The following is a 25,435-nucleotide window of genomic DNA, read 5'->3' as shown; positions in this document are numbered from 1 at the left end:
CCGTGGTCATCAGAGTGTGACCCTCCGGCCCGCGCGCGCCGCCTCTCGGACCCGCTCCAGCATGCGGTGTCGCCGGACGGCGTGCCGGAAGTCGGGAACGCCGTCCTCATCCGGCGCAAGGTTCCCGGTGATCTGGTCGCGCAGAAGCGCGTACTCGTGGGCGACGTTGCAGGCGGGCTCGGTGGATCGCTCGGTCCATTGCGTCAGCGACCGCTGATAGCGGGCGGGAACCGGTAGCTCGGCCAAGGTGCCCTGCTCTCCCCGGGCGCCGTACAGCCGCAGCCCCCCGTACCACCACTGAGCCTGGTCGGCCTTGACGACGAGATCGCCCTCCGTGCCGTTGATCTCCCAGTGAAACGCGGTGGCGCGTGACGTCCCACCACGGATGTGCATCGCGGCTACGGCCCCCGACTCCAGTACCCCGGTGACGGCGATCTGGTCCTCCGCGGTCTTGGCCGCAACCGCCCCGCTCGTGACGTGGGTGACCTCCGGGCGCAGGTTCTCGATGAGAGCGGACACCTCGCTGAACTCCCCGAGCACCATGGCCAGCGCGTCGGCCGAGTGCCCGAAGGGGATCGACAGCAGCGTGGCGCCGCTCGTGCCGTCCAGCACGTACGCATGGCTGTCGTCGTAGGTGGCGCCGCCGATCGAGCCCGACCCGAGCATGCTGGTCGACAGCACCCGCCCCACGTACCCGTCGGCGACCAGGTCCCGCAGATACCGGACCGGCGGAGCCGACCGGGCCTGCAAGCCGACGGCCGTGAGCACACCCCTGCGGTCCGCGAGGTCGGACAGTTCCTCGGCCTGCGCGAGGTCGGCACCGAGCGGCCATTCGCTGAACACCATCTTTCCCGCTTCCAGCGCGGGTCGGATGAGCTCCAGGTGATGAGGAACCTTCACCGTCACCACCACGAGATCGACTTCCTCGCTGCGGGCCAGCTCCTCCGCGCTGCCGAAGGCCAGCGGCACTCCATACTTCTCGCCGGCCGCACGCGCGGATTCGGCGCTGCTGGCGCTCAGGGCCCGCAGCTCGTATCCGCCGAGTCCGGTCAGCGCCGGCACATGGGCGGTGGCCGCCCACCCGCCACTCGCGCTCAGACCTACGACACCGACACGGATCGGCTCCCGATGAGGGGAAGTGGACGTCATGGGCACCCCAGCGTTCGCGGTCACCAGCTTTCCCACCTCAAAACGGCCGATAGCCATGGAGGACACGGTCCGAGCAACACGGTCAGCTCGAGTCGCCTATTACGTCGACCAGACGCGGCGCAGCTGTTCGAAGCGGGTGGGCAGCGGGGGGCGGCGGGCGGCGTAGGTGGCGTTGGTGCGGTGGACGAAGCGGCGCCAGGAGAGCACCAGGCCCTGGCGGGTGATGGGCAGCCCGGCGGCGACCGTGACCCCGTTGTCGTGGGTGTGGTGCACCGTCAGCAGCAGCGCCCTCGGCACCGTTCCCTCCAGCTCGGCGCACAGTTCCTGACGCACCCGCAGCCATCGCCGCACCACGATGACCGTGCCCGGATCCAGCCCGTGCCGGCGCGGGACGCGGTGCTTGCCGTGTTCGATGGTCACCCAGCCCGCGTCCAGGTCCAGCGCGTCGGTGGTGCAGCGCAGCAGGTCCCCGTACCGGGCGCCGGTGGCCCGGGCCAGCCCGACCACCACGGCCAGCCGCACCGTCTCCGGCCGCGTGCCCTGCTCCAGCGCCTGCACCGACAGCAGCCGCCACACCCACTCCGCCTCGGCGGCCGACACCACCGGCCGCGGATACCGGTCGCTCGCCGTCTCCCCCGCCATCCATGCCCACCTCTCCAGACCCGACCAGGGCCGCTTGGCACACTATTTCTTACACCGTACTTCCCACCCGGGACGGCGGATATGCATGCGCCGCGTACGGCGCGGCAGCGCGGTACGGTCGCCGGGTGCGGTTGCTGCTGATGTCCGACACCCATGTCCCCCGGCGCGCCAAGCGGCTCCCGGAGGAGCTGCTGGCCCAGGTGGCGCGGGCCGACGTCGTGATCCACGCCGGGGACTGGGTCGACACCGCCACCCTCGACCTGCTCCAGGCGCGCTCCGGGCGGCTGATCGGGGTGTACGGCAACAACGACGGCCCGCCGCTGCGGGCGCGGCTGCCGGAGGTGGCGTACGCGGAGCTGGGCGGGGTGCGGATCGGGGTCGTGCACGAGACCGGGCCGGCGCGGGGGCGGGAAGCCCGTTGCGCCGCGCGCTTCCCCGACGTCGACGTGCTGGTGTTCGGCCACAGCCACATCCCGTGGGACTCGGTGGCCGAGGACCGGTTGCGGCTGCTCAACCCCGGCTCCCCCACCGACCGGCGGCGGCAGCCCCACTGCACCTATATGACGGCCGAGGTGTCGGCGGGGCGGCTGACCGATGTGGAGCTCCATCGGCTGCCGGCCCGGCGATGACGTACGGGGCCGGGCCCGCCGCCGCTCAGCCGACGTGGACGTGCGGGCGCCGGGCGCGGTCCGGCTCGGCCTCGCGGAGCACCTCGCGGGTGACGGGCGCGACCTCCCCATATCCGAAGAGGAAGAACCGCAGGAAGTTGGCGATGGGGTTGCCCTCGGTCCACTCGAAGTAGATGTGCGGCCGCTGGCCCGTCATATCCCGTACGTGCAGCAGCATCCCGGCGAGCGCGTTGGCAACGGAGGAGCTGACCAGCGTCAGCACGCGGTAGCGGCCGTGCAGCACCTCCCCGCACACATACAGCTCCGTCTCGAACTCCGACGGGTCCGAGACGGTGACCTCGACGAAGATGAAGTCTTCCTCGGCAGGGAGGTCGTTGTCCTCCCTGATCTGGCGGAGCTTGTCGCGGTATTCGGCCACGTCGCGGCTGTCCGGCTGGTTCGCGATGAACCGGATGGTGCGGTGGGCCATGTCGCGGACGAAGCGGTCGGCCATGGGGTCGAGGTCCACCCGGGTGACCCGCAGTTCGAAGGCGCGGGCGGCCCGGGACATCAGCGAGAGCCCGATGATGCCGGCGATGAAGCAGGCGCCGATCTTCACGCCGTCCGGCCGCTCCACGACATTCGCCGCCGTGGTGTACACGAAGACCGCCGCGATGGTGGCGAAGCCGGCCGTCCAGCGGCGCTGCCGGGCCTTGCGCGCGGCGATGGTGACGGCGATCGCGGCGGAGGAGATGAGCACCAGCACCCCGGTGGCGTACGCGCCGCCCTGGGCGTCCACGCTGGCACGGAAGATCCAGGTCACCAGGAAGGCGATGAGCGTGAAGACCAGCACCATGGGCCGCACCGCGCGGGCCCAGTGCGGCGCCATGCCGTAGCGGGGCAGATAGCGGGGCATCAGGTTGAGCAGCCCGGCCATGGCCGAGGCGCCGGCGAACCACAGGATGACGATGGTGGAGATGTCGTAGACGCTGCCGAAGCCGGAGCCCAGGTATTCGTGCGCCAGGTAGGCGAGGGCGCGGCCGTTGGCCTGTCCGCCGGGCTCGAACTCGTGGTGCGGGATCAGCAGGGTGGTGATGAAGCTGGTGACAATGAGGAAGACACTCATGATCAGCGCGGCCGTGGTCAGCAGCTTCCTGGTCCCCCGGATCCGCCCCGCCGGGTGCTCCTCGGTGTCCTGAGGGTCCCCCTCGACATGCGGCATGACGGCCACGCCGGTCTCGAAGCCGGACAGGCCCAGCGCGAGTTTGGGGAAGACGAGCAGCGCCAGGCCGATCATCACCAGCGGATTGCCGTGTTCGGTGGTCAGCTTCGTCGTCCAGTCCGAGACCACCCCCGGCTCGGTGAGCACATGTTCCATCCCCACCACCACGACGACGAGGTTCAGCGCCAGATAGATGCCGACCAGCACCACCGCCAGCCCGATGGCCTCCGTGAAGCCCTTGAGGAACACGCCGCCGAGCAGGGCGATCAGCACCCAGGTGACGGCCACCTCGTTGCCGTGCAGGGCGCCGCCGACATTCGGGTTCTCGACCAGGTGGGCGGTGGCGTCGGCCGCCGAGAGGGTGATGGTGATCAGGAAGTCGGTGGCCGCGAACCCCAGCAGGATCAGGACGAACAGCTTGCCCTTCCAGAACGACAGCAGCCGCTCCAGCATCGCGATCGAGCCCTGGCCGCGCGGGCTCTCCTCGGCCACCCGCCGGTACACCGGAAGCGCGCCGGCGACGGTGACGAGCACCAGCACGAGCGTGGCCACCGGGGAGAGCGCGCCCGCCGCCAGGGCGGCGATGCCCGGCTGGTAGCCCAGGGTGGAGAAGTAGTCCACACCGGTCAGGCACATGACCTTCCACCAGGGCCGCCCGGGGTGTTCGGCGGGAAGCTCGGCGTGCGGGCCCGGCTGCTGCTTGGCCATGTCGGCCAGGCCCTCGAGCATCCAGATGCGCAGGCGATGATGGCGCGTCCGGCCCCCGGCGTCGTTGCCCGCACGGTCGGAGCTGGCCATCACGTACTCCTGTCGAACCGTTGGATCGAACCGGCCGCTTCGGCAGGCGGCCAGGTCAGAGTACGCAACGGTCGGGTCGGAGCCGGTCATGGCACACCGCACGAAGCGGGGCGCGGGTGCCGGGCGCGGGTGCCGCGCCCGGCACCCGTCACCGGCCCACGAGCGCCCTCAGGGTCGTCGCCTCCCTCGGCAGGATGGCTTCGTCGTCCCCCGGCACGAACTCCAGCAGCACATCCAGCGGCCCCTGCGCGCCGCCCCGCGCGGCGCGGTGGGCGCGCAGCCGCTCGAAGGCGCCGCGCCACATCGCCTCGCGGGCCGACAGCGGCAACCGGGTGGTGCCGGGCCACCAGGAGAAGGCGTGTACCGCGGCCACCCGGTCGATCAGCGCGTCGAGGCCGGACAGCGCCTCGGCGTCGGGCGTAGCAGGTTCAACAGGTGGCTGCCAGTAGCTCCGCACGTCCTGGCGATTCACCTCGTCGAGCAGCCCGAGCGTGTGGTCCGCACCGTCGGTGAGGGTGTTGCGGTGGAATTCGTACCCGAGTTCCACCCCTGCGCGGGCCGCGAGCGCGGCGGCGCGCCGGGTGTCCTCGACGATCCGCCGGCGCTGCTCGGGCGGGGTCTCATGGGTGCCGGTGGCGCCCGCCCAGATCCGTATGCGCGGGGCGCCGAGCAGTTCGGCCGAGCGCAGGACCGCGTCGAACTCCTCCGGTTCGCTCACCCCGGCGCGGTAGTACGAGCCGTACGACGCGACGGCGAGGCCCGCGTCCTCGGTGGCCGCGCGCACCCGGCGGGCGGCCCGCTCGTCCCCGGCGGGCACATGCCGGTCCCCGCCCCACTCCACGCACTCCAGGCCCGCCCCGGCGACGGCGGCGATCACCTGGTCCGGGTCCAGCCGGCGGAAGGTGACGGAGCAGATGCCCAGCCGGGTGCCGGTCACGCGGTCTCCCCGGTCACCCGGGGCGTGCGGCCGTCCGGGCCGCCGCCGAAGGCCACCACGGTGCTGCCCCCGTCCGGCCAGCGGATGGTGACGACCGGTCCGCTCACCTCGGCGGTGGCGAGCCCGGCCAGGGGCGGGGCGTCCGGGTCGCCGGTGAGCGAGGCGAGCGAGGCGAAGACGGCGCCGGACTCGCCCTCGCCGACGGCGCCGGTGAGCTCGGGGACCAGGGCCCAGGGACCGTACGCGGTGCCCTGCGGGGCCCGGCGGACCGCGGAGCTCCGCCAGCCGTGCAGCGGCAGCAGCCGGCCGGTCACCTCCGCCCCCGCCAGGCACAGCTCCCCCGCCGGGCCGGCGCCGTCCTCCTGCTCGGCGGCGCTGCCCGGCGCCACGGCGATGGCCCAGCCGCTGTGGTGGACGGCGGTGCCGACGGGGACGTTCACCGTGTGGTGGAGGCGCAGCTCCATCGAACCGCGGGCCAGGGTCAGGCTGTCGATGCGCGCGGCGGGCAGCACGGGGCCGCCGTCGGGGAAGACGGGGATGTGCGAGGAGGCCAGCCAGTTGGGGCCGGCGGCCAGGGGGGTGATCCGGAGCCGGGAGCTGCGCAGGCCGCGCAGTTCGAGGCAGATGTGGTTGTCGGGGGTGTTGGCGGCGCTGGTCGGGCCGGTGCGGGTGGAGTAGGCGAGGCGGGCGTACAGCGGGTCGCCGGGCGCCCGCTCCCCCTCCCAGGGGCGGATCTTGGCGCTGCCGTGGTTGTGCAGCCGCACCAGCCCGTCGCGGCCGGTGGTCTGCACCAGGAAGCCGGGGGCGGGCAGCGCCAGCACCCGGTCGGGTCCCTGGGACGGGGCCGGCTTCTCGGTGGCGGTCCACACCGGGTGGTCGGGCGGGAGCAGCAGGGCGAGGAACCCCTTGGACGCCCAGTAGGGGGAGCCCGGTCCGGAGTAGCGCTGAAGGGTGGCCTCGTGGGGCCCGTACCAGCCCAGGCTCAGCACCCCGTGCCCGGTGAACGCGCCGCGGTCGAGGAAGTGCCGCAGCGCCCCGCTGAGCACCCGCCGGGTGGCGCCCGGGGCCAGCGGGGTGTGTCCGGTGAGGGCGCCGAGCGCGACGGCGGCTCCGGCGGCGAAGCGGTAGGTGAGGGAGCGGCCGTGGTGGATGGGGGCGCCGTCGGCGTCGAAGAGCAGCGAGAACCCTTCGAGGAACTCGCGCAGCCGCGGGCCGAGGTGGTCGAGCAGCGCGCGGTCGGCGGCGAGGTGGGCGTGCAGCAGCGGATACAGGTGGAGGGCCCAGCCGTTGTAGTGGTCGAAGGCCCGTCCGTCGCCGTCGGTGTACCAGCCCTGGCCGCGGTACCAGCCCTCGAGCAGGTCGAGGGCGCGCTCGATGGCCCGGGCGGTCTCGGCGTCGCCGCGCCCGACGGACTCCAGGAAGCCGGCGACGGTCAGCGGGAAGAGGTACCAGTTGTTGGGCGCGGGGGTGTGCCGCAGGGCGCCGCGCAGCCATTCCTCGGTGCGGTCCCGGGCGGCGGCGGGCATCTTCTTCCAGGTCCAGGGCGTGGTCAGGCGCAGGGCCAGCGCCACGGACGCGGACTCCACCATCGGCTGGCCCTGGATGCCGTGATGGCCGATCAGCGGCCAGGACTCGGCGTCGTCCCGCCCGGGGGTGAGGGTGCCGCGCTCGATGCCCGCGGTGTAGCGGGACAGAAAGCTGTGCGGGTCGGCCCCGCCGGCGCCCGCGACCCGCAGGGCGGCCAGCAGGAAGGTGCGGGCGAAGCCTTCGAGGCCGTCGGAGCGCACGCCGGATCTCGACGGCGGTCCGGGCAGGTCGATCAGGCCGTGGCCGGGGGTGGCGTACCGCAGGGCGGCGCGCAGCATGCCGTCGGCGGCGGCCTCCCAGTGGGCGCGGGTCAGCCCGGTGTGCGGGCTGAGCTCGCGGTCGTCGGCGGGGAACGGGAAGGGGAGCGGCGCGGTGGGGGTGAGGGGCGCGGCGGTGGCGGTGGCGGGGGTGGGCATGGCGGGGTGGGTCTCCTGTCGCGTCTGTCCCTGTGCTGGAAGGCCCGGGTTTCCGGTGCCCCGGGTCTCCGGTGTCCCGGGTTTCCGGTGCCCGGCGTCAGGCCGAGCGGTCGAGGATCTCCGGGCGTACCGGATGGGCGAACGGGCGGCCGTGGACGTAGCGTTCGACCTCGCCGATCGCCAGGTCGGCGAGGCGCCCGAGCTCGCCGCTCTTGGACCCGGCGATATGCGGGGTGATCAGCGCGTGGTCGCTGTCGTACAGCGGCGAGTCGGCGGGCAGCACCTCGGGCTCGGTGACGTCCAGCACCGCGTACAGCCGCCCGGCCACCACCTCGTCGGTCAGCGCGGGCTGGTCCACGATGGCCCCGCGGGCGGTGTTGATCAGTGTGGCGCCGGTGGGCATGGTGGCCAGCAGCTCGCGGCTGACCAGGCCGCGGGTCTCGGGCAGCAGCGGGGTGTGCACGCTGACCACGTCGCTGGTGGCGAACAGCTCGGCCGGCGGGACGAGGCGGGCGCCCAGCTCGCGGGCCTCCTCGGCGGTGACGAACGGGTCGTACAGCAGGATGTCGAGGTCATGCGGGCGCAGCAGTTCGATGACGCGCCGGCCGATGACGGAGGCGCTGAGGATCCCCACCGTTCTGCGGTAGTTGCCCGCCCCGGGGTACCGCTCGTTCCAGTCGACGCGGCGGCGCTCGGCGCGGTAGTCGCGGGCGATGTCCAGGACGCGCTTGTTGGCGAGCAGGATCATCGCGAGGCTGTACTCGGCGACGGGCACCGCGTTGGCCGCGGCGGCCGAGGAGATGGCGAGGCCGCGCTCCCAGCAGGCGTCGGTGATGTGGTTGCGCACGGTCCCGGCGGTGTGCACGATGGCGCGCAGCCGGGGGGCGGCGTCCAGCGCCGGGCGGTCGACGGGCGCGCAGCCCCAGCCGGTGATCAGCAGTTCGGCGTCGGCCAGGGCGTGCTGGGCCGCCGGGGTGGTGAAGTCGTCGAGGACGAGTCCCGCGTCCAGGTCGGTCAGCCGGGTCAGGCGGGCCAGCGCCCGGTCGTCGAGCACCTGGCGGGCGGTTCTGGACGCCATGGCGAGGACGGCGCGCGGACGGGGACGGGGTTCGGTCACTTGACGCTCCCTGCGGTGAGGCCGGACTTCCAGTAGCGCTGGAGCAGTACGAAGGCCGCGATCAGCGGGACGACGGCGAGCAGCGAGCCGATGACGACCAGGGGGTAGTACTCGGGGGAGACGGTGGCGGCGCTGTTCCACGTGTAGAGGCCGAGGCTCAGCGGATACAGGTGCTGGTCGGAGAGCATCACCATGGGGAGGAAGAAGTTGTTCCAAATGGCGGTGAGCTGGAAGAGGAACACGGTGACGAAGCCGGGGCCGAGCATCCTCAGGCTGACCCGGAAGTAGGTCTGGAGCTCGCCCGCGCCGTCCATCCGGGACGCCTCAAGGACCTCGTTCGGCACATAGCCGCTGCTGAGCAGGCGGGCGAGGTAGACGCCGAAGGGGTTGAAGAGGACCGGGACGAAGACCGCCCAGAAGGTGTTGACCATGCCGACGTTGGAGGCCACCAGATAGAGCGGGAGGGCCAGCACGGTCGGCGGCACCATGACACCGGTGAGGACGAGGCCGAACAGCTTCTCCTTGTGCCGGAACTCGTACTTGTCGAAGGCGTAGCCCGCGGCGACGCTGATGAGCGAGCCGACCAGGGCGCCGACGACCGCGTACAGCAGGCTGTTGACGTACCACTCGCCGTAGAGCCCGCCGTCCATGGAGAACAGGTCGGAGAGGTTGCGCGCGAAGGAGAAGTCGCCGAGGGAGAAGATGTCGCTGCCGAAGAGGGCGTCGGCGTTCTTGGTGGACGCCAGCAGCAGCCACAGCGCGGGCAGCATGGTGTAGAGGGCGGCGATCAGGACCACCGCGTTGGCGACGCCGCGGCTGGTCAGCCTGGAACGCCCGAAGGGCCTGCCGAGCGGTCTGGCCGGCGGTCCGCCGGAGGTGTTCACGGGGGTGGTGGGTGTGGTCGTGGTCATCCCACTCTCCGTTCCCGGCGGCCCGACCAGCGCGTCACGGCGTACGACAGCACGCAGGTGACGATCAGGAGGATCACGGAGGCCGCGGAGGCGAGTCCGTAGTTGTTGCGGCGGAAGGCCGCGTCATAGATGTACATGTTGGGGGTGAAGCGGGAGTTGACCATGGGGGTGGCCTGGTTCATCAGCATGGGCTCGGTGAACAGCTGAAGCGCACCGATCAGGGAGAACATGCACACCAGGACGACGGAGCCCCTGACGATGGGCACCTTGACCTGGAGCGCGGTGCGGATACCCCCGGCGCCGTCGATGGTCGCCGCCTCGATCACCTCGCGCGGCAGCGCCTGGAGCGCGGCATAGAAGATGATCATGTTGTAGCCGAGCCCGCTCCACAGGGCGATGTTGACGATCGACGGCAGCACGGTGTGCAGGCCGAGGAAGTCGATGGTGATGTCGGCCTGGGCGAAGAGTTTGATGACCGGGCTGAGCCCCGGGGTGTAGAGGTACAGCCAGATGACGGCCGCGATGATGCCGGGGACGGCGTGCGGCAGATAGACCAGCATCTGCGCGGTCCGCCGCAGCCGGATGAGGCCCGAGTCGAGCAGCAGGGCGAGCGCGAGCGCGCTGATGACCACCAGGGGTACGAAGATCACGCAGTAGAGGGCGATGGTGCCGAACCCGGAGAGGAAGCTCGGGTCCTGCACCACCGAGAGATAGCTGCGCAGCCCGGTGAAGACGGTGCGCCCGCCGCCGAAGCCGAGGCCCTCGTGGTCCTCGGAGAAGAGGCTGAGGTAGATGGCATAGCCGACGGGGATCAGGAACACGGCGATGAGCAGTGCCGTGAAGGGGGTCAGCAGAACGGTGGCGGCGATCCGCTGCTGGCGTCGTCCGGTTCTGCGGGGCGGGTCGGCGGCGGCCGCCGATGGCGGCGCCGTCCGTTTCGAGGACATGGCTGTGCTCACGGGTTACCTCGGCTCCAACGGGGTGAGGTGCGGCTCAGGGGTGAGACGGGGAGACGGCGGGGCTCAGCGGGTGGTGACCGACAGGCCGAGGCTCTTCAGATCGGGCATCGTTTTGCTCTGGGCCTCGCGCAGGGCCTTCAGGATGTCGCCGCTGCCGACACCGGCCTTCGCTAGCCCGTCGTCGCCGGAGGTGGTGGTCGAGACCATCCGCGGCCCCCACTTCCAGGTCGGGGAGATCAGCTCGGCCTGCTGCTGGAAGAGGCCGAAGATGTCCTGGCCGGAGTAGTAGCTGGTGTCCATCTCCTTGCGGGCGACCGGGACCAGATCGGGCACGACCGGGAAGGCGCTGCTGACACCGCTGGCGAGCTTGGCGCGCAGTGCGTCGGGGCTGGTGACCATCCAGGAGATGAACTCCATGGCCTCCTTGGGATGGTGACTGTCCTTGGTGACCATGAAGGTCGAGCCGCCCTGGGTGGACACCTTCGGCTTGGCCGGGTCCCATTGCGGAACCGGCGCGATGGCCCATTTGCCCTTGCCGTCGGGGGTGGACGCCATCATGGACCCCGCGGCCCAGGCGCCCGCCAGATAGCCGACCGTCTCCCCGCTGCGCAGATGGGCCCGCCACTGCTGACTGGACCCGGGCTCCACGCGTACCAGGTCCTCGTCCATCAGCCGCTGCCAGTACGCCGCGACCTTGCGGGTGGGGGCGTCGTCCATGGAGATGCGCCAGGTGTCGTCGGCGGTGTCGTACCACTGGGCCCCGGCCTGCCAGGCGTACGCGGCCATGTAGAGCGTGCCGCCGGTGGTGAAGAGGCTGGCGATACGGGAACGCGGCTGCGCCTTCTTGAGCTCGCGGGCCGAGTTCTCGAACTCCGCCCAGGTCTTGGGCACCGGGATGTGGTTCTTGGTGAAGATGTCCTTGCGGTACAGGAAGACCATCGGCTCGATGTCCACCGGTACGGCGTAGGTGCGCCCGTCGAAGGTGGTGAGATCCAGCGCCTGCGGCAGGATCTTGCGGCGCACCGAGTCGGGCAACAGCCCGGTGATGTCCCGGGGCACGCCGTCGATGGTGAAGCTGGGCAGCTGCGGGTATTCGACGGTGGCCACATCGGGGGAGTTGCCGGCGCGCGCGGCGTTGCTGAGCTTGGCCCAGCCGCCCTGCTCCCCCGAGGGAACCTGCTGGAAATCGACCTTGATCTTGGTGTGGGTGCGGTTGAACTCGTCGACGACCTCCTGACTGCCGCGCAGCGCCGACCAGAAGGTGAGGCGCACGGGGCCGTTGCCGGCGGTGTCGGACCCGCGACCTGTGGAGCAGCCCGCCAGTACGAGGGCGAGCAGAGTGAGTAGTGCCGTTGTTCCGGCCGTGGCCCGGCGTCGGTTTGCCAGGCGTCCTGGGCGTCTATGGCCAGGCATGGACCCTCCCCTGATTCTACGGTGGAGTCACGGGGAATCCTGATCGCTTGACTGAAAAGACGTCAATACATCGAACAGAAGAAACTAAAGCGGTCAAACGATCAGAACCGATGGGCCGCCGCGGGCGCCGTGGAATCCCGGACCACGAGGGCCGGCAGCAGTTCCAGATGGCGGGTGGCGCCGGGCCGCCGGCCCTCGCGCGCCGCGTCGAACTGACGGCTCAGCACATCCAGCGCGGCGCGCCCGATCTCCGCCTTCGGCGGGGCCACCGCGGTCAGCGCGATATGCCCCATGTCGGCGACCACGTCGTTGTACGCGACCACCGAGCAGTCGCGCGGCACCTCCAGGCCGGCCTCCTGGAGCCGCTGGACCAGCACCAGCGCGTCCATGTCACTGTGGATCAGCGCGGCCGTCGCCCCGGTCTCGCGCAGCGTCTGGACCAGGTCGACCGCGCGCGCGTCGGCGACGCTCGGATCGGGGCCCGCGGTGCGTGAGCTGAGGATGGTGCGGCACCCCCCGGCGATCCCGCGGGCCGCGGTCTGCGCGGCGAACTCGGCGCGGATCACCCGCGCGGTGGGGCTGTCGTCGCGGGCCGCCAGCACGATCCGCTCATGGCCCAGGGAGAGCAGATGGCCGAGGGTCAGGTGCACCCCGTACGCGTGGTCGCCGCGGACCGAGTCGACCCCGTAGAGGGCGCTGCCCCGCTCCGGGCGCCGCTCCACCAGCACCACGGGCACCTCCAGGGCCGACAGCCAGGAGTGGTCCTGCGCCGCCTCCGCCGCCGTGCGCCAGCGCGGCGCGATCAGCAGGCCGCGCACCCCGGCGTCCAGCGCCTGGCGGACCGCCCGGCGGTCGGCGCCCGGCTCGTCGGCGGCGATGTGCAGCGCGAGCCGCAGACCGGCCCGCTCGGCGGCCTCCCGCGCGCCCTGCACGGCCTCCGTCAGATACGTGTTGCGCTCGGGGACGACCATGCCCACCGCGTCCCCGGTGCCCGCGCCGGGCTCGGGCCCCGGCCGCAGCGAGCGCGCCACCCCGTGGCCGCGGCGCACCTCCCCGCGGCGCGCCAGCTCCTCGATGTCCCGGCGCACCGTGACGATGGAGACCCCCAGCTCGTCGGCGAGATCGGTGATCCGCGCCAACCCGCGGGCCTCCACGATCCCCACGATCCGCGACTGCCTGTTCCGCGCCGGCTCCCGCATACCCCACCGCTCGTCTCCGTCGGTCACGCCCGGCGTGATCGGATTTTCCAGAACCCGGCCATAGTAGCGATCATTCGATCAGTACAGGACGGCGCCCATGGGGGCGGCCCAGAAACACCACGAGGTGGTGAACGGAACACGATCGGGGCACGTACCACCCTCCGTGCGCCGGTGCGCGGCGCGCGACGCCGACCCGACGACAGCTGCCCGAAACCTGGAGGCCCGATCATGAACCAGCCGGTCACCCCTCCCGTCCAAGCGCTCCCGGGCGGAGAGGCCGAACTCCGTCTTGTGCTCCATCTGTCCTGGGAGGACATCGCCAGGCTGGGCCAGGAGGCCGGCCGGCTGGCCGCCCAGCTACAGCGCCCGGTGAGCCTCGACGAGGCCGTCAGCTACCGGCTGCGCAGCCGGCCGCCGGCCGCCCACGCCAAGCCCGCCCCGGCCCCCGACCGCGGTCAGCCGCTCGCCGCCGCCTCGGCTCCGGCCGCGCCGCTCACCGCCCGCTCCCCCGGCGAGCAGGCCCGGCAGGCGATCGAGAAGATCAACAGCTCGGTCCAGCCGTATCAGGGCGGCGCCGAATCCCCAGGCTCCGCACCCCCGGGCCCGGCCCCCGAGGCGATCCCGAGCGACGCCCGGGGCATCCTGGAGCGCCCCACCCGCCCGCCGTCCTCCGTCAACGGCGTCGGCGAGCACGGTCAGTTGAGGGGCGCCTGACGGCGGCTGCCCCGGGCCGGATGTCGGCGGCCCCCAGTAGGGTCGCCGGATGAGCGTGTTGTGGCTGACCGTGCAGACGCCGCTGCCCACCGGGCGGATGCGGGTGGGCGTGACCGACCGCGGCGTGGTGGCCGCCGCGTACACCCCGCAGGGCGCGGCCGGGTTGCCGGCGGGGCCGCTGATATCCGAGGAGTCCGGCGACCGCCGGGCGGCCGCGGTGGTCGGCCGCTTCGCCGACTACTTCGCCGGGCGGCGGCGGGAGTTGGAGCTGCCGCTGGACTGGCGGCTGACCTCCGGAGCCCAGCAGGCGGTGCTGCGCGCGCTCCAGCGGACCGTCTCCTTCGGACGCACCATCACGTACGGCGAACTGGCCGAGCGCAGCGGGGCGTTCGAGGCGGCGGAGCCGGAACAGCGGGCGCTCGCGGCGCGCACGGTGGGTTCGATCATGGGCTCCAACCCGATCTGTCTGCTGGTGCCCTGTCACCGCGTGGTGGCCGCCGACGGCATCGGCGGGTTCGGGGGCGGCGCGGCGGGGCTCGCGGTCAAGCGGTGGCTGCTGACCCTGGAGGGTTCGCTGGCCCCCACGCTGGACTGGGCGGGCCCGTCCTGACCCATCGGCCCGGTCTCAGGCCGGGCCCGGCGAGGCGGGGCGCGCGGCGGGTTCCGTACGGCCTGCGGCGGGCCCGTTCCCCAGGAGTTCGCCCAGGCCCTGGCGGGTGGCGGCCAGCACCACGCGATCCTGGGGCCGCAGCACGTAGTCCGGCGGCAGGTCCCACACCAGGCCCCGCTGCTGCCCGCTGCCGTCGTCCGGGGGCGCCGCGGCCAGATCGCGGAACCCGCCGTCGGCGTCCGCGGTGTCCAGGGCGACCACCCGCCACGCGCCCGGCCGGAACGCCTCCGCGACCGTGCGGCCCGCCAGCTGCGGGTGGCCCGCGACCGGCAGCGCGGCGAAGAGCAGCACCCGCCGCTCGACCGGCACCGCGCCCAGGATCTGACGCCCCATCATGGCGCCCGCGAAAGCCGGGGCCGCCAGGGTGGACACGCTGCGGCTGCGGGTCAGCGCCTGCGGGTGCGCGGCCCGCAGGGTGCGGTAGACGGCCCGGGCGAAGCGGTCGTCGTACAGCCGCATGGCCACCCTCAGGCCGGGCTGGAGCGAGCGGGCGTACAGCGTGGCCTCCAGGTTGGTGGTGTCGGAGCTGGTGACCGCGAGCAGCGCGTGTGCCCGGTCGATCTTGGCGGCCTCCAGCACGCCCTCCTCCGTGACATCGCCGAGGACCGTGGGCACCCTCAGCCGCCGGGCCAGCGGAATGCCACGCGCCTGGGGGTCCTCCTCCACGCACACCACCGGGATGTCCAGCTCCCGCAGCCGGGCCAGCACGCGGGTGCCGACCTTCCCGAGGCCGAGCAGCACGACATGGCCGGACAGCCCGCGGGGCGGCCGGCGCAGGGCGGACGCGGTCCTGAAGGTGCCGAGCCCCTCCAGCGTGGCGGCCACCAGGACGGGCAGCAGCATCAGCCCGACCAGCCCGGACAGCAGTTGCAGGATCTGCCGGGCGAGCGGCTCGCCGAGCGCGGGGTCGCCGGTGCCGAGGATGTCCAGCAGCGTCACATACGCGGCGCGCAGCGGATGTTCCCCGGTGATCTGCCAGGACGCGATGGCGAGGGCCACCAGCGCGGCGGCGAACCCCGCGATGGTCCGCCGCAGCCGGCGGGAGAACAGCGAGCCGAGCGGCACGCCCCGGCCGCCGAGCCGGCGCGGGGGCAGCGCGGAGCCGGTGTGCGAGACGGCCTCCAGCACCACCGTACGGCGCCCGGTCGCGGCGGCCACGTCCTGGTCGTCGGGCAGCATGCGCGGCCCTTCGGCCCCGCTGCTGTCCGAACCCTCCTGGCCCGCCGGGTCGTTGGTGGTCGAGGAGAGCAGGGCGAGGGTGCACAGCCCCGGGTCGGCGATCGCGTCACGGCCGGGCGGGGTGTGGATGGCGGCCCGCAGCAACAGCCCGTCGGCCTGGATCACCTTGCTGGTGCCCGCCACGGCGGTGGCGGCGAGCGCGGGCGCGGCGGTGTCCGCGTCCGACAGGACGGTGGTCGAGGCGTCCAGGTCCGCAGCGTCGAGGCCGGGGTCGGCGACCGCCGCGGCCTGGTCGAGCAGTTCCCGCAGATGCTCGCCGAGCTTGCGGTTGTAGAGCCGGATCACCAGCCGCAGCCGGGGGTTGAGGCGGCGGGCGCGCAGCGCGGCGTGGATGTTGGTCTCGTCGTCGTCGTAGACCAGGGCGAGGGCGGCGGCCCGGTCCACCCCCGCCTCGGCGAGCACCTCGTCGTCCGGCTCGACGGCCTCCAGGACGCGGATGCCGGTGCCGGACGGCGCGTTGGCGGGCCCCGGCGGGGACAGCGACGGGCGGCCGACGGCCGCCGTCATCCGCCCGAACAGCGCGGCGGCCCGCGCCCGCCCGCGCCCGGCCCCCGGCACGGCGGTCCGCGCCGGGCGTGGCTCCCAGGCGGAGGGCGTGGCGGGGATGACGACGGTCACCCGCTGGACGTAGACGTCCTTGAGTTCGGCGGCGAGGCGGTGGGCGAGCGCGTCGTCGCCGCACACGACCATGTGCGGGCCGGGCGGCTCCGCCGACGGCTGCTGCGGCTGCTGGGGCAGGGTGGGCATGCTCGGTAGAGTCTCCTGGGCCGCTCGGCGGTTCCGGCCGGACGCGCGGGGTGGCGCGGCCGCCCGTTGATCATCACGGTTACGGGTGGTTGGCACCAGGGGGGTGAACCGTTCACCGACGTCGACTTCCGACGCGCGTTGTCGACACTGTTCACCTGGGGGTTCACGATCACGGAAGTGAGTGTCGGCACACGATGCCGACACTCAGGTCGGACGGGCGTTGCACTCATGACGGTGTGGCTTCTCGGGCTTCGCCGGGCTCCGGGGCAGCGATGGGCTCGATGCGTGGCTGGGCGAGTCGGGCGTAGTCGGCGCCCGAAATAGCAGCTGACTGGTCGAGGCGGGCGGCGTTGAAGTAGAGCTGCGGTCGGGCGATGACCGCGGGGTCGGCGACGAGTTCCAGGTCGGGATCGAAGGCGAAGGGAAGGACTGTGCCGGGAACGGCGTGGGCCAGCCGTTCGGCGGTGGCGGCGTCGCTGAACCCGACGTAGCGGGCGTTGAACAGCGTACGGACGGCGTCCAGGTCGACGCGCCGATCGCCTGGAACGACCGCCAGCACGTGGCGGGTGGTCTTCTTGTCGGTTTTGACTCTGAGGATGATGCACTTCGCTGCCTGGGAGGCGGGGTGTCCGCGCAGGGTGCTGACCGAGTCCGTGGTGCCGTCCGGTTCGTGATCGATGAGCCGGTAGGGCGTCCGGGTGGTGTCGAGCAGGGTGATCAGGCGCTGGTAGGTGTCATGGTCGGGCACGTTTCATCCTCTTTCTCGGTTCTTGCTGTGGTGGTGCGGTGGGCGCGTTCGATGGCCTGGCCCCAGTAGGTTCCGGCGATCATGAGCACGGCGCCGAGAGTGGCCCAGAGGGTGAGCCGTTCGCCGCCGACGCTGATGCCGATGGCGACAGCCCAGATCGGCTCGGTGCCCAGCAGCAGGCTGGCCCGGCTGGCTGAAGTGCCTTGCACGGCCCAGGTCTGGGCGAGGAAGGCGAACACGCTGCAGAACAGGGCGAGATAGATCAGCTGGGTCCACGTGGTGGCACTGCTGTGGACCAGGTCGGGCAGGTGGGTGACGGCGAGCGGCAGGAACAGTGCCGAGCCGACGACGGTCTGGGCGGTCGTCAGGTGCAGCGGGTCCATGGGACGGCCCGCGGTGAGCCGTCCGACGAGAGCGACGTGCCCGGCCCGGACGACTGCGGCGGCGAGCATCAGCACGTCTCCGAGCCGTGGTGCGTGCAGTCCGGTGCTGGAAGTGAGCAGGCCGACGGCCACAACGCAGAGTCCGGCGGCGAGGAAGAACGTCCACGGCAGCCGACGGCTGCCGGTGCGGTCCAGCAGCGGTGTCAGCACGATGGTCAGGCTGATGATCAGCCCGGCGTTCGCGGCGCTGGTGTGCGCCACCCCGTAGGTCTCCAGCACGAGCACGGCCGCCTGGGTGACTCCCAGCAGCGAGCCGACGCGGACCTCCGCGCGGGTCCAGCGGCGCCTCCGGCGGCGGGAGGCGACCAGGGCTCCGCACGCGAGCGCGGAGATCGCATACCGGGCGAACAGGACCGCCAGGACCGGGAGCGCGACGGTGGCCGTCTTGGCCGCGAGATAGCTGGAGCCCCAGACCAGCGCGACCAGCAGAAGTACCGCATCGGTGCGGCGGGCAACATGCATTCCCCCACGGTGCCCCACCACCACATTGAAGGCTATGACCAACTTCTAAAGCAAAGGTGTAGTAGCTCTACACTGTCGGCGTGGATGAACGGCAGCTGCGCATCCTGCGCGAACTGGGAGACCTGGGCAGCGTCAGCGCGGTCGCCGAGGCACTACACGTGACGCCTTCCGCGATCTCGCAGCAGCTGCGGCTGCTTCAGCGCTCGATCCCCGTCCCGCTCACCGAACGCGCCGGACGCCGCGTGGTACTGACCGACGCCGGGCAGGCCCTGGCCGCGGCGGCCATCAAGGTCGAGACCGCCCTGGCCCAGGCCCGGCACACGATCACCGACTTCGTCGAGCAACCCGACGGCGACGTGTCGGTGGCCGCGTTCCACAGCGCGGCGTCCGCGTTCTTCCCGTTCCTGCTGCGCAGCCTCGCCGGCCCCGGCCGACCCCGCCTGGCGCTCGCGGACGAGGACGTCGCCCAGGACCGCTTCCCGGCCCTCACCCGTCACTACGATCTCGTGCTCGCCCACCGCCTCGACCACGGTCTGCCGTGGCCGCACAGCGTGACGTCCACGACGTTGCTGCGCGAGCCCCTCGACGTCGCCCTGCCGGCCGGCCATCTGCTGGCGTCCAAGCCGCTGCTCACGCCGCGGGACGTGGCGGACCAGCCGTGGATCACGGTGCACGACGGCTTCCCGCTGATGTCCACCATCGAGGCCATCGCGAGCGTCGCCAACCGCCCACTCGAGATCGTCCACCGCATCAACGAATTCGCCGTGGTCGCCGAGGCCGTCGCCGCCGGCGGCGGCCTCGCGCTGATGCCCCGTTGGACCGCTCGGCCGCACCCCGACGTCGTCCTCAGGCCGCTCAGCGGGGTACATGCTCGACGCGACATCGACGTCCTCCACCGGCCCGAGCGCACCGCCCGAAGCGCCGTCCGAACGGTCCTTGCCGAGTTGCACCGCGCCGCCGCACAGATCCAGGGCCGAGACCGCTGAGCCACCGCCGGCAGCGATCACACGGCCTTCGCCGGCCCAGTCGGACCGGCTGCACCCGCCGGGTGGAAGGGGCGGGGAGGGGAAAAGCGGGCGCCGGCCTCAGCCGGTGTAGCGGCGGAAGGAAGGTGCCGCGGCGGTCAGGGCGAGCATCGTGACGACCACCAGCAGTCCGCCCGCGGCCACCGCGACCCGGGGGCCGAACAGCGAGCCGGCCGTGCCGTGCAGCAGGTCGGCCAGGCGCGGGCCGCCGGCCACCACCACCGTGAAGACGCCCTGCATCCGGCCGCGCATGTCGTCGGTGGCGGCCGACTGGAGGATCGCCCCGCGGAAGACCATGGAGACCATGTCGGCGACGCCCGCCACCGCCAGGAAGCCCGCCGCCCACCACAGTCCGGCGCTCAGCCCGAACCCGGTGATGGCCAGCCCCCAGACCACCACCGCGGCGCTCACCATCAGCCCGTGGCGGCGCGCCCGCGAGAAGGTCCCCGACAGCAGCCCGCCGGCCACCGCCCCGATGGGGATCGCCGCGAACAGCAGCCCGAGCGCGAACCCTTCACCCCAGGGCGCGTACGTGCTCGACGCCAGCTGCGGGAACAGCGCCCTCGGCATGCCGAAGACCATCGCCACGATGTCCGCGAGGAAGGACAGCAGCAGCACCCGCTGGGCCACGATGTAGCGGAACCCGTCGGCCACCTCCCGCGCGCCGGCCCGCCGCCGGCCGGGCCCGCTCCCCTCGTCCAGCGGAGGCAGCGGAGGCAGCGAGGGCAGCCGCCATACGGCCCACAGGGTGACGCACAGCGCGACGGCGTCGATCAGATACAGCGTGGGCAGCCCGATGAGCGGGATCAGCGCCCCCGCCAGCAGCGGCCCGAGGACCATGCCGGTCTGCGCCACGGTGGACTGAAGGGCGCCCGCGGCGGGCAGTTCCTCGGCGGGGACGAGCCGGGCTATCGAGGCGCTGCGGGCGGGGAAGTTGATACCGAACAGGCCCTGCTGGGCGGCGAGCAGCACCATCAGCAGCGCCACCGAGTGGATCCCGGCGGCGGACTGCGCCCAGAACAGCAGCGAGATGACGGCGATGCCCACATTCGTGGACAGCATCAGCTTCCGCCGGTCCACCCGGTCGGCGACCGCGCCGCCCCACAGCGCGAAGACCACCAGCGGCAGCAGCCCCGCGAAGCTCGCGTAGCCGACCCAGGCCGAGGAGCCGGTGAGGTCGTAGACCTGCTTGGGCACGGCCACCGCGGTCAGCTGGCTACCGATGGTGGTGACGGAGGTGGACGCCCACAGCCGCCGGAACGGCCGGTGCCGCAGCGGCCGCACATCCATGACCCACCCCCGCCACCCCTTCCCGTCCGACCGTGCGGGGCGGGCCTTCTGTGCCGGGCCGGGGTCCTCCTCGGTGTTTCTCGCGGTCTCCACGGCTGACTCGATTCCCCTTACATCCATCTCCGGAAACGGACCCATTGTGGACCCGCCCGGCCCGCGCCGTACGGCCGTCTCAGCCTTCGGCCGCCGGGTGGATCCTGCCGGTGCGCGAGGTCAGCCGCTCCCCGCTGCCGCCCCAGCGGTCGGCGACGATCTCGGCGGCGATGCTGACCGCCGTCTCCTCGGGGGTGCGGGCGCCGAGGTCGAGGCCGATGGGCGAGGACAGCCGGGCCAGCCGGTCCGCGCCGAGGCCGCGCTCGCGCAGGCGGCGCAGCCGGTCCTCGTGGGTGCGGCGGGAGCCCATGGCGCCGATGTAGCCGAGCGGCAGGCGCAGCGCGCAGTCCAGCAGGGGCACGTCGAACTTGGGGTCGTGGGTGAGGACGCAGACCGCGGTCCGTTCGTCGAGGCGGCCCGCCTCGGCCTCGGCCCGCAGATAGCGGTGCGGCCAGTCGGTCACGACCTCGTGTGCCTCGGGGAAGCGGCGCCGGGTGGCGAAGACGGGGCGCGCGTCGCAGACGGTGACGCGATAGCCGAGGAAGCCGCCGATCCGGGCGAGTGCCGCCGCGAAGTCGACGGCGCCGAAGACCAGCAGCCTGGGCGGCGCGGCGTGGGCGGACACGAACAGGGTGAGCTCGTCGCCGAGGGGCCGGCCGTCGTAGCCGTGGCGCAGGGTGCCGGTGCGCCCGCCGGCCAGCATGCCGCGCGCGGCCTCGGCGGCGGCCGCGTCCAGCCGCCGGGAGCCGAGCGTGCCGGTGGTGGTGTCGGGGCCGACGACCATGCGGCGGCCGAGCCTGGCCGCGGGGTCGGGGCCGTCCACGGCCACGCAGGTGACCTCGGCCACCGGAGCCCCGGTCCGGACCGCCGTGGCCACCTCGCCGAACTCGGGAAAGTCCGTGAGGTCGATCCGCTCCACGTAGACATCGATGATCCCGCCGCAGGTCAGCCCGACCGCGAACGCGTCGTCGTCGCTCACCCCGTAGCGCTGGAGCGCCGGTGTCCCGGAGGCGATGGCCTCCTGGGCCAGTTCGTAGACCGCGCCCTCGACACAGCCGCCGGAGACGCTGCCGACGGCGGAGCCGTCCGGCCCGACCAGCATGCTCGTGCCCGGCGGGAGGGGTGAGGAGCGCCAGGTGTCCACGACCGTGGCGCGCGCGAAGGGCTCGCCCGCGCGCCACCAGCGGTGCGCCTCCTCGACCACGCCCGGCAGGTCGCTCCCCGTCAGCCCCGCGCCTGTCATCCCCGCCTCCGACATCCCCGCCCTCGGCAGTTCGGGCTCTGGCATCGCTGATGTTCCCTCAACTCATGTAAGAGGTTGATACATTGGATGTATGAGCCTCTCACATTCGTCTCCGAGTAGCGACATCACCTTGCGGATCAACGGCGAGAAACACCCTCTGACCGTGGACAACCGCACCACCCTGCTCGATGTGCTCCGCGAGCGGCTGGGCCTGACCGGCACGAAGAAGGGGTGCGACCACGGGCAGTGCGGCGCGTGCACCGTCCTGATGGACGGGGAGCGGGTGAACAGCTGTCTGATGTTCGCGGTGGCGGCCGAGGGGCGGGACATCGTCTCGATCGAGGGGGTGGCGGGCCTGACGGGCGGCGACGGGCTGCACCCGGTGCAGCGGGCGTTCCTCGACCACGACGGGCTCCAGTGCGGCTACTGCACACCGGGCCAGATCTGCTCGGCGATCGGGGCGCTCGGCGAGGCCCGGCGCGGCTGGCCGAGCCAGGTGACCGAAGACGTCGCCACCGCCGCGGGGGTCGGCGCGCTGGACCACGAGGAGGTCCGCGAGCGGATGAGCGGCAATCTGTGCCGCTGCGGCGCGTACGGCGGCATCGTGGAGGCCGTCCTGGAGGCGGCGGGCACGGACGGGGGCGGCGCGCGATGAGGGAGTTCGCGTACGTACGGGCGGCCGACGCCGACGAGGCGGCCGCGCTGGTGGCGGACCGGCCCGACGCCGTGTACCTGGGCGGCGGCACCAATCTGGTGGACCTGATGAAGCTGGGTGTCGCGGGGCCGGGCCTGGTCGTGGACGTCTCGCGGCTCGACCACGACCGCGTCGAGCACCGCGACGACGGCTCGGCGCTGATCGGCGCCGCGATGCGCAATGGCGAGCTGGCCGGCGACCCGGGTGTCCGGCGGCACTTCCCGCTGCTGTCGCAGGCGCTGCTGGCGGGCGCGTCCGGGCAGCTGCGCACGGTGGCCACGGTGGCGGGCAATCTGATGCAGCGCACCCGCTGCGGCTACTTCCAGGACGTGACCAAGCCCTGCAACAAGCGCCGGCCGGGCTCGGGCTGTCCCGCGATCGAGGGCGCGCACCGCGAGCTCGCGATCCTCGGCACCTCCGAACACTGCGTGGCGGGCCACCCGTCCGACATGGCGGTGGCGCTGGTCGCGCTGGACGCGGTGGCGCGGCTGCGGTCGGCGGACGGCGGCGCGCGCACCGTCCCGGTGGAGGAGCTGTATGTGCTGCCCGGCGACACGCCGGAGCGCGAGACCGTGCTGGAACACGGCGACCTGATCACCGCCGTGGAGCTGCCGGCGCCACCGCCGGGCGCGGCGATGGCCTACCGCAAGGTGCGCGACCGCCGCTCGTACGCCTTCGCGCTGGTCAGCGTGGGCGCGGCGGTGAGCCTGGACGAGTCGGGCCGGCTCGCGGACGTACGGATCGCGCTCGGCGGCGTGGCGCCGCGCCCCTGGCGGGCGAGGACGGCGGAGGAGCTGCTGCGCGGGCGGCGCCCGGACGAGGCGACGCTGCGCGAGGCGGCCCGGGCGGAGCTGGCCGCCGCCCGCCCGCTGCCTGACAACGCGTTCAAGGTCGACCTGACCATTGATCTGATCGTCGCGGCCATCCGCGACCTGGCCGCGAGGAAGGATCGCGCATGACCACCGTCGAGCAGACGATCGGCGCCCCGCTGACCCGGGTGGACGGCCCCCAGAAGGTCACCGGGGAGGCGCTGTACTCGTATGAGTTCCCGACCCCGGACATCACCTATGTCTGGCCGGTGCAGTCGACGATCGCCCGCGGCCGGGTGACGGAGGTGGACGCGGCCGCGGCCCTCGCCCTGCCCGGCGTGCTGACGGTCCTCGACTCCGGCAACGCCCCGCGGCTGAACGCGGACGCCGAGGTCAGCGCCGACCTGTTCGTGCTCCAGTCCCCCGAGGTGGCCTACCACGGGCAGATCGTGGCGGCGGTGGTGGCCACCTCCCTGGAGTCCGCGCGCGAGGCCGCGGCGGCGGTGCGGCTGAGCTACGCGCCCGAGCCGCACGACGTGGTGCTGCGCGCGGACGACGAGGCGGCGTACGTCCCCGAGCGGGTGACCGACGGCGAACCCGGGTTCCAGGAGCGGGGCGACGTGGAGCGCGCCCTGGCGGCCGCCCCGGTGCGCACCGACGCCACGTACACCACTCCGGTGGAGCATCCGAGCCCGATGGAGCCGCACGCCACCATCGCCTCCTGGCAGGAGAGCCGGCTGACCCTGCACGACTCCAACCAGGGCCCGCACTTCGCCGCGCAGTTGATGGCCGGGCTGTTCGGGCTCGGCCTGGACGCGGTGGAGGTCGTCACCGAGCACGTCGGCGGCGGCTTCGGCTCCAAGGGCATTCCGCGCTCGCCGACCGTCCTGGCCGTGCTGGCCTCCCAGGTCGTACGGCGGCCGGTGAAGATCGCGCTGACCCGGCAGCAGATGTTCGCGCTGGTCCCCCACCGGGCGCCGACGATCCAGCGGATCCGGCTCGGGGCCGAGCGGGACGGCCGGCTGACCGCGATCGACCACGAGTCGGTGCAGCCGCGGTCGAGGATGCTGGAGTTCGCCGACCAGACGGTGTCCTCGACGCGGATGATGTACGCGGCGCCGGATGTCCGCACCACCGTGAAGGTGGCGCCGCTGGACATCATGACGCCCGCCTGGTTCCGGGCGCCCGGCCACACCCCGGGCATGTTCGCGCTGGAGTCGGCCGTCGACGAGCTGGCCGTCGAGCTGGGCATGGACCCGATCGAGCTGCGCATCCGCAACGAGCCGGAGCTGGACCCGGGCACCGGCAAGCCGTTCAGCAGCCGCAGCCTGGTCGAGTGTCTGCGCGAGGGCGCCGCGCGGTTCGGCTGGGAGCGGCGCGATCCGGCGCCGGGGGTCCGCCGGGAGGGGCGCTGGCTGGTCGGCACCGGCATGGCCGCCTCGCACCACCCCGACTACACCGCGCCCTCCACGGCCACCGCGCGCGCCGAGCCGGACGGCACCTTCGTGGTCCGGATCGGCGCGGTCGACATCGGTACGGGGGCGCGGACCGCGCTGACGCAGGTGGCGGCGGACGCGCTCGGGGTGTCCCTGACGCGGCTGCGGCTGGAGATCGGCCGGGCGTCGCTGGGCGTGGCGACGTTCGCCGGCGGTTCGATGGGCACGTCCTCGTGGGGCTGGGCCGTCCACAAGGCGTGCCGTGCGCTGGTGGAGGAGATGCGCGGCTACGCGGGTGTCGTCCCGGACGGGGGCCTGGAGGTGGTGGCCGACACCACCGAGGACCTCCAGGAGCGGGCGGACCTCTCACGCCACACCTTCGGCGCGCAGTTCGCCCAGGTGCGGGTGGACGCCGACACCGGCGAGATCCGCGTCGACCGGATGCTGGGGGTGTTCGCGGCCGGACGGATCCTCAGCCCCACCACGGCCCGCTCCCAGTTCCTCGGGGCGATGACGATGGGGCTCTCGATGGCGCTGCTGGAGGTCGGCGAGGTGGACCCGGCGTTCGGCGACTTCGCCAACCACGACTTCGCGGGCTACCACATCGCCGCCCACGCCGACGTCCCGAAGCTGGAGGTGCACTGGCTGGACGAGCGCGACGACCGGCTCAACCCGGTCGGCGGCAAGGGCATCGGCGAGCTGGGCATCGTGGGCGCGGCGGCCGCCATCGCGAACGCCTTCCACCACGCCACCGGCGTACGGGCGCGGGATCTGCCGATCCGCATCGAGCGGTCGCGCGAGGCCCTGCGGGTCATGCGCGACGGGGCCGGAGAAAACCGAACGGATATCCGATAAGGTCGGCCG

At 72.9% G+C, this 25,435-nt stretch carries 22 protein-coding genes; 7 read left to right on the top strand and 15 right to left on the bottom strand.

Annotation, left to right across the window (positions count from 1 at the left end; genetic code table 11):
• Positions 1-9: 9 nt before the first annotated feature.
• Positions 10-1,149, bottom strand: coding sequence for a Gfo/Idh/MocA family oxidoreductase (locus ABTY62_RS28875; protein ID WP_352132336.1), 1,140 nt, complete (start codon positions 1,147-1,149; stop codon positions 10-12).
• Between the two features lie 99 nt (positions 1,150-1,248).
• Positions 1,249-1,791 carry a tyrosine-type recombinase/integrase gene (locus ABTY62_RS28870; protein ID WP_352132335.1) on the bottom strand — a complete coding sequence of 181 codons (543 nt, stop codon included), beginning with the start codon at positions 1,789-1,791 and terminating at the stop codon, positions 1,249-1,251.
• 125 nt (positions 1,792-1,916) lie between these two features.
• Between ABTY62_RS28870 and ABTY62_RS28865 the strand changes: the two genes are divergently transcribed.
• Positions 1,917-2,420 (top strand): metallophosphoesterase family protein, encoded by a 504-nt coding sequence (locus ABTY62_RS28865; protein ID WP_352132334.1) that lies wholly within the window; start codon positions 1,917-1,919, stop codon positions 2,418-2,420.
• 25 nt (positions 2,421-2,445) lie between these two features.
• Here ABTY62_RS28865 and ABTY62_RS28860 read toward each other — a convergent pair whose 3' ends face one another.
• The 8 genes from ABTY62_RS28860 to ABTY62_RS28825 all read right to left on the bottom strand — a co-directional run bounded on the left by ABTY62_RS28860 (position 2,446) and on the right by ABTY62_RS28825 (position 12,958).
• On the bottom strand, positions 2,446-4,419 hold the full coding sequence (locus ABTY62_RS28860; protein WP_352132333.1) for an APC family permease: 1,974 nt from the start codon (positions 4,417-4,419) through the stop codon (positions 2,446-2,448).
• A 148-nt stretch (positions 4,420-4,567) separates the two neighbouring features.
• Positions 4,568-5,356, bottom strand: coding sequence for a sugar phosphate isomerase/epimerase family protein (locus ABTY62_RS28855; protein WP_352132332.1), 789 nt, complete (start codon positions 5,354-5,356; stop codon positions 4,568-4,570).
• Positions 5,353-7,359 (bottom strand): DUF2264 domain-containing protein, encoded by a 2,007-nt coding sequence (locus ABTY62_RS28850; RefSeq protein WP_352132331.1) that lies wholly within the window; start codon positions 7,357-7,359, stop codon positions 5,353-5,355. Before ABTY62_RS28850 ends, ABTY62_RS28855 begins: the two co-directional genes overlap by 4 nt.
• Before the next feature lie 97 nt (positions 7,360-7,456).
• Positions 7,457-8,437, bottom strand: coding sequence for a hydroxyacid dehydrogenase (locus ABTY62_RS28845; protein ID WP_502997539.1), 981 nt, complete (start codon positions 8,435-8,437; stop codon positions 7,457-7,459).
• A gap of 35 nt (positions 8,438-8,472) precedes the next feature.
• Positions 8,473-9,387, bottom strand: coding sequence for a carbohydrate ABC transporter permease (locus ABTY62_RS28840; protein ID WP_352132329.1), 915 nt, complete (start codon positions 9,385-9,387; stop codon positions 8,473-8,475).
• On the bottom strand, positions 9,384-10,334 hold the full coding sequence (locus tag ABTY62_RS28835; RefSeq protein WP_352132328.1) for a carbohydrate ABC transporter permease: 951 nt from the start codon (positions 10,332-10,334) through the stop codon (positions 9,384-9,386). The genes ABTY62_RS28840 and ABTY62_RS28835 overlap by 4 nt, the downstream gene beginning before the upstream one ends.
• A 75-nt stretch (positions 10,335-10,409) precedes the next feature.
• Positions 10,410-11,759, bottom strand: a complete 1,350-nt coding sequence (locus ABTY62_RS28830) for an ABC transporter substrate-binding protein (RefSeq protein WP_502997535.1) — start codon at positions 11,757-11,759, stop codon at positions 10,410-10,412.
• 101 nt (positions 11,760-11,860) lie between these two features.
• Complete coding sequence (locus tag ABTY62_RS28825; RefSeq protein ID WP_352132440.1) at positions 11,861-12,958, bottom strand: LacI family DNA-binding transcriptional regulator; 1,098 nt, start codon at positions 12,956-12,958, stop codon at positions 11,861-11,863.
• Positions 12,959-13,186: 228 nt separating this feature from the next.
• On the opposite strand from ABTY62_RS28825, the gene ABTY62_RS28820 reads away from it, so the two are divergent.
• Together ABTY62_RS28820 and ABTY62_RS28815 are read left to right on the top strand one after the other, a co-directional pair.
• Complete coding sequence (locus tag ABTY62_RS28820; RefSeq protein ID WP_352132326.1) at positions 13,187-13,672, top strand: hypothetical protein; 486 nt, start codon at positions 13,187-13,189, stop codon at positions 13,670-13,672.
• Between the two features lie 49 nt (positions 13,673-13,721).
• The gene (locus ABTY62_RS28815) at positions 13,722-14,282 is read left to right on the top strand and encodes a methylated-DNA--[protein]-cysteine S-methyltransferase (RefSeq protein WP_502997534.1); all 561 of its coding nucleotides are present in this window, start codon (positions 13,722-13,724) and stop codon (positions 14,280-14,282) included.
• Between the two features lie 15 nt (positions 14,283-14,297).
• Here the strand turns inward: ABTY62_RS28815 and ABTY62_RS28810 are convergent, their stop codons facing one another.
• From ABTY62_RS28810 to ABTY62_RS28800, 3 genes are all read right to left on the bottom strand, one after another.
• Positions 14,298-16,328, bottom strand: a complete 2,031-nt coding sequence (locus tag ABTY62_RS28810; RefSeq protein ID WP_352132325.1) for an NAD-binding protein — start codon at positions 16,326-16,328, stop codon at positions 14,298-14,300.
• 226 nt (positions 16,329-16,554) lie between these two features.
• Positions 16,555-17,076, bottom strand: a complete 522-nt coding sequence (locus ABTY62_RS28805) for a YbaK/EbsC family protein (protein ID WP_352132324.1) — start codon at positions 17,074-17,076, stop codon at positions 16,555-16,557.
• Positions 17,046-17,981: a DMT family transporter gene (locus tag ABTY62_RS28800; protein WP_352132323.1), complete on the bottom strand. Its 936-nt coding sequence runs from the start codon at positions 17,979-17,981 to the stop codon at positions 17,046-17,048. Before ABTY62_RS28800 ends, ABTY62_RS28805 begins: the two co-directional genes overlap by 31 nt.
• An 80-nt stretch (positions 17,982-18,061) precedes the next feature.
• Between ABTY62_RS28800 and ABTY62_RS28795 the strand changes: the two genes are divergently transcribed.
• Entirely contained in the window at positions 18,062-18,967 is a 906-nt protein-coding gene (locus ABTY62_RS28795) for a LysR substrate-binding domain-containing protein (RefSeq protein ID WP_352132322.1), read from the top strand.
• 99 nt (positions 18,968-19,066) lie between these two features.
• Here the strand turns inward: ABTY62_RS28795 and ABTY62_RS28790 are convergent, their stop codons facing one another.
• A complete protein-coding gene (locus ABTY62_RS28790) occupies positions 19,067-20,389 on the bottom strand; it encodes an MFS transporter (protein ID WP_352132321.1) in 1,323 nt (440 codons plus the stop codon).
• Positions 20,390-20,468: 79 nt separating this feature from the next.
• Positions 20,469-21,632 (bottom strand): XdhC family protein, encoded by a 1,164-nt coding sequence (locus tag ABTY62_RS28785; RefSeq protein ID WP_352132438.1) that lies wholly within the window; start codon positions 21,630-21,632, stop codon positions 20,469-20,471.
• A 91-nt stretch (positions 21,633-21,723) separates the two neighbouring features.
• Between ABTY62_RS28785 and ABTY62_RS28780 the strand changes: the two genes are divergently transcribed.
• The 3 genes from ABTY62_RS28780 to ABTY62_RS28770 are packed head-to-tail and all read left to right on the top strand — an operon-like array spanning position 21,724 to position 25,426.
• A complete protein-coding gene (locus tag ABTY62_RS28780; RefSeq protein WP_352132320.1) occupies positions 21,724-22,287 on the top strand; it encodes a (2Fe-2S)-binding protein in 564 nt (187 codons plus the stop codon).
• Complete coding sequence (locus tag ABTY62_RS28775) at positions 22,284-23,285, top strand: FAD binding domain-containing protein (RefSeq protein WP_352132319.1); 1,002 nt, start codon at positions 22,284-22,286, stop codon at positions 23,283-23,285. The genes ABTY62_RS28780 and ABTY62_RS28775 overlap by 4 nt, the downstream gene beginning before the upstream one ends.
• Positions 23,282-25,426 (top strand): xanthine dehydrogenase family protein molybdopterin-binding subunit, encoded by a 2,145-nt coding sequence (locus ABTY62_RS28770; RefSeq protein ID WP_352132318.1) that lies wholly within the window; start codon positions 23,282-23,284, stop codon positions 25,424-25,426. The genes ABTY62_RS28775 and ABTY62_RS28770 overlap by 4 nt, the downstream gene beginning before the upstream one ends.
• Positions 25,427-25,435 lie beyond the last annotated feature (9 nt).

The sequence above is a fragment of the Streptomyces sp. NPDC097640 genome (genome assembly GCF_040302705.1).
Classification (GTDB): Bacteria; Actinomycetota; Actinomycetes; order Streptomycetales; family Streptomycetaceae; genus Streptomyces.
The sequence above is the reverse complement of the archived record's forward strand: the minus strand, read 5'-3'. Positions and strand labels throughout refer to the sequence as shown.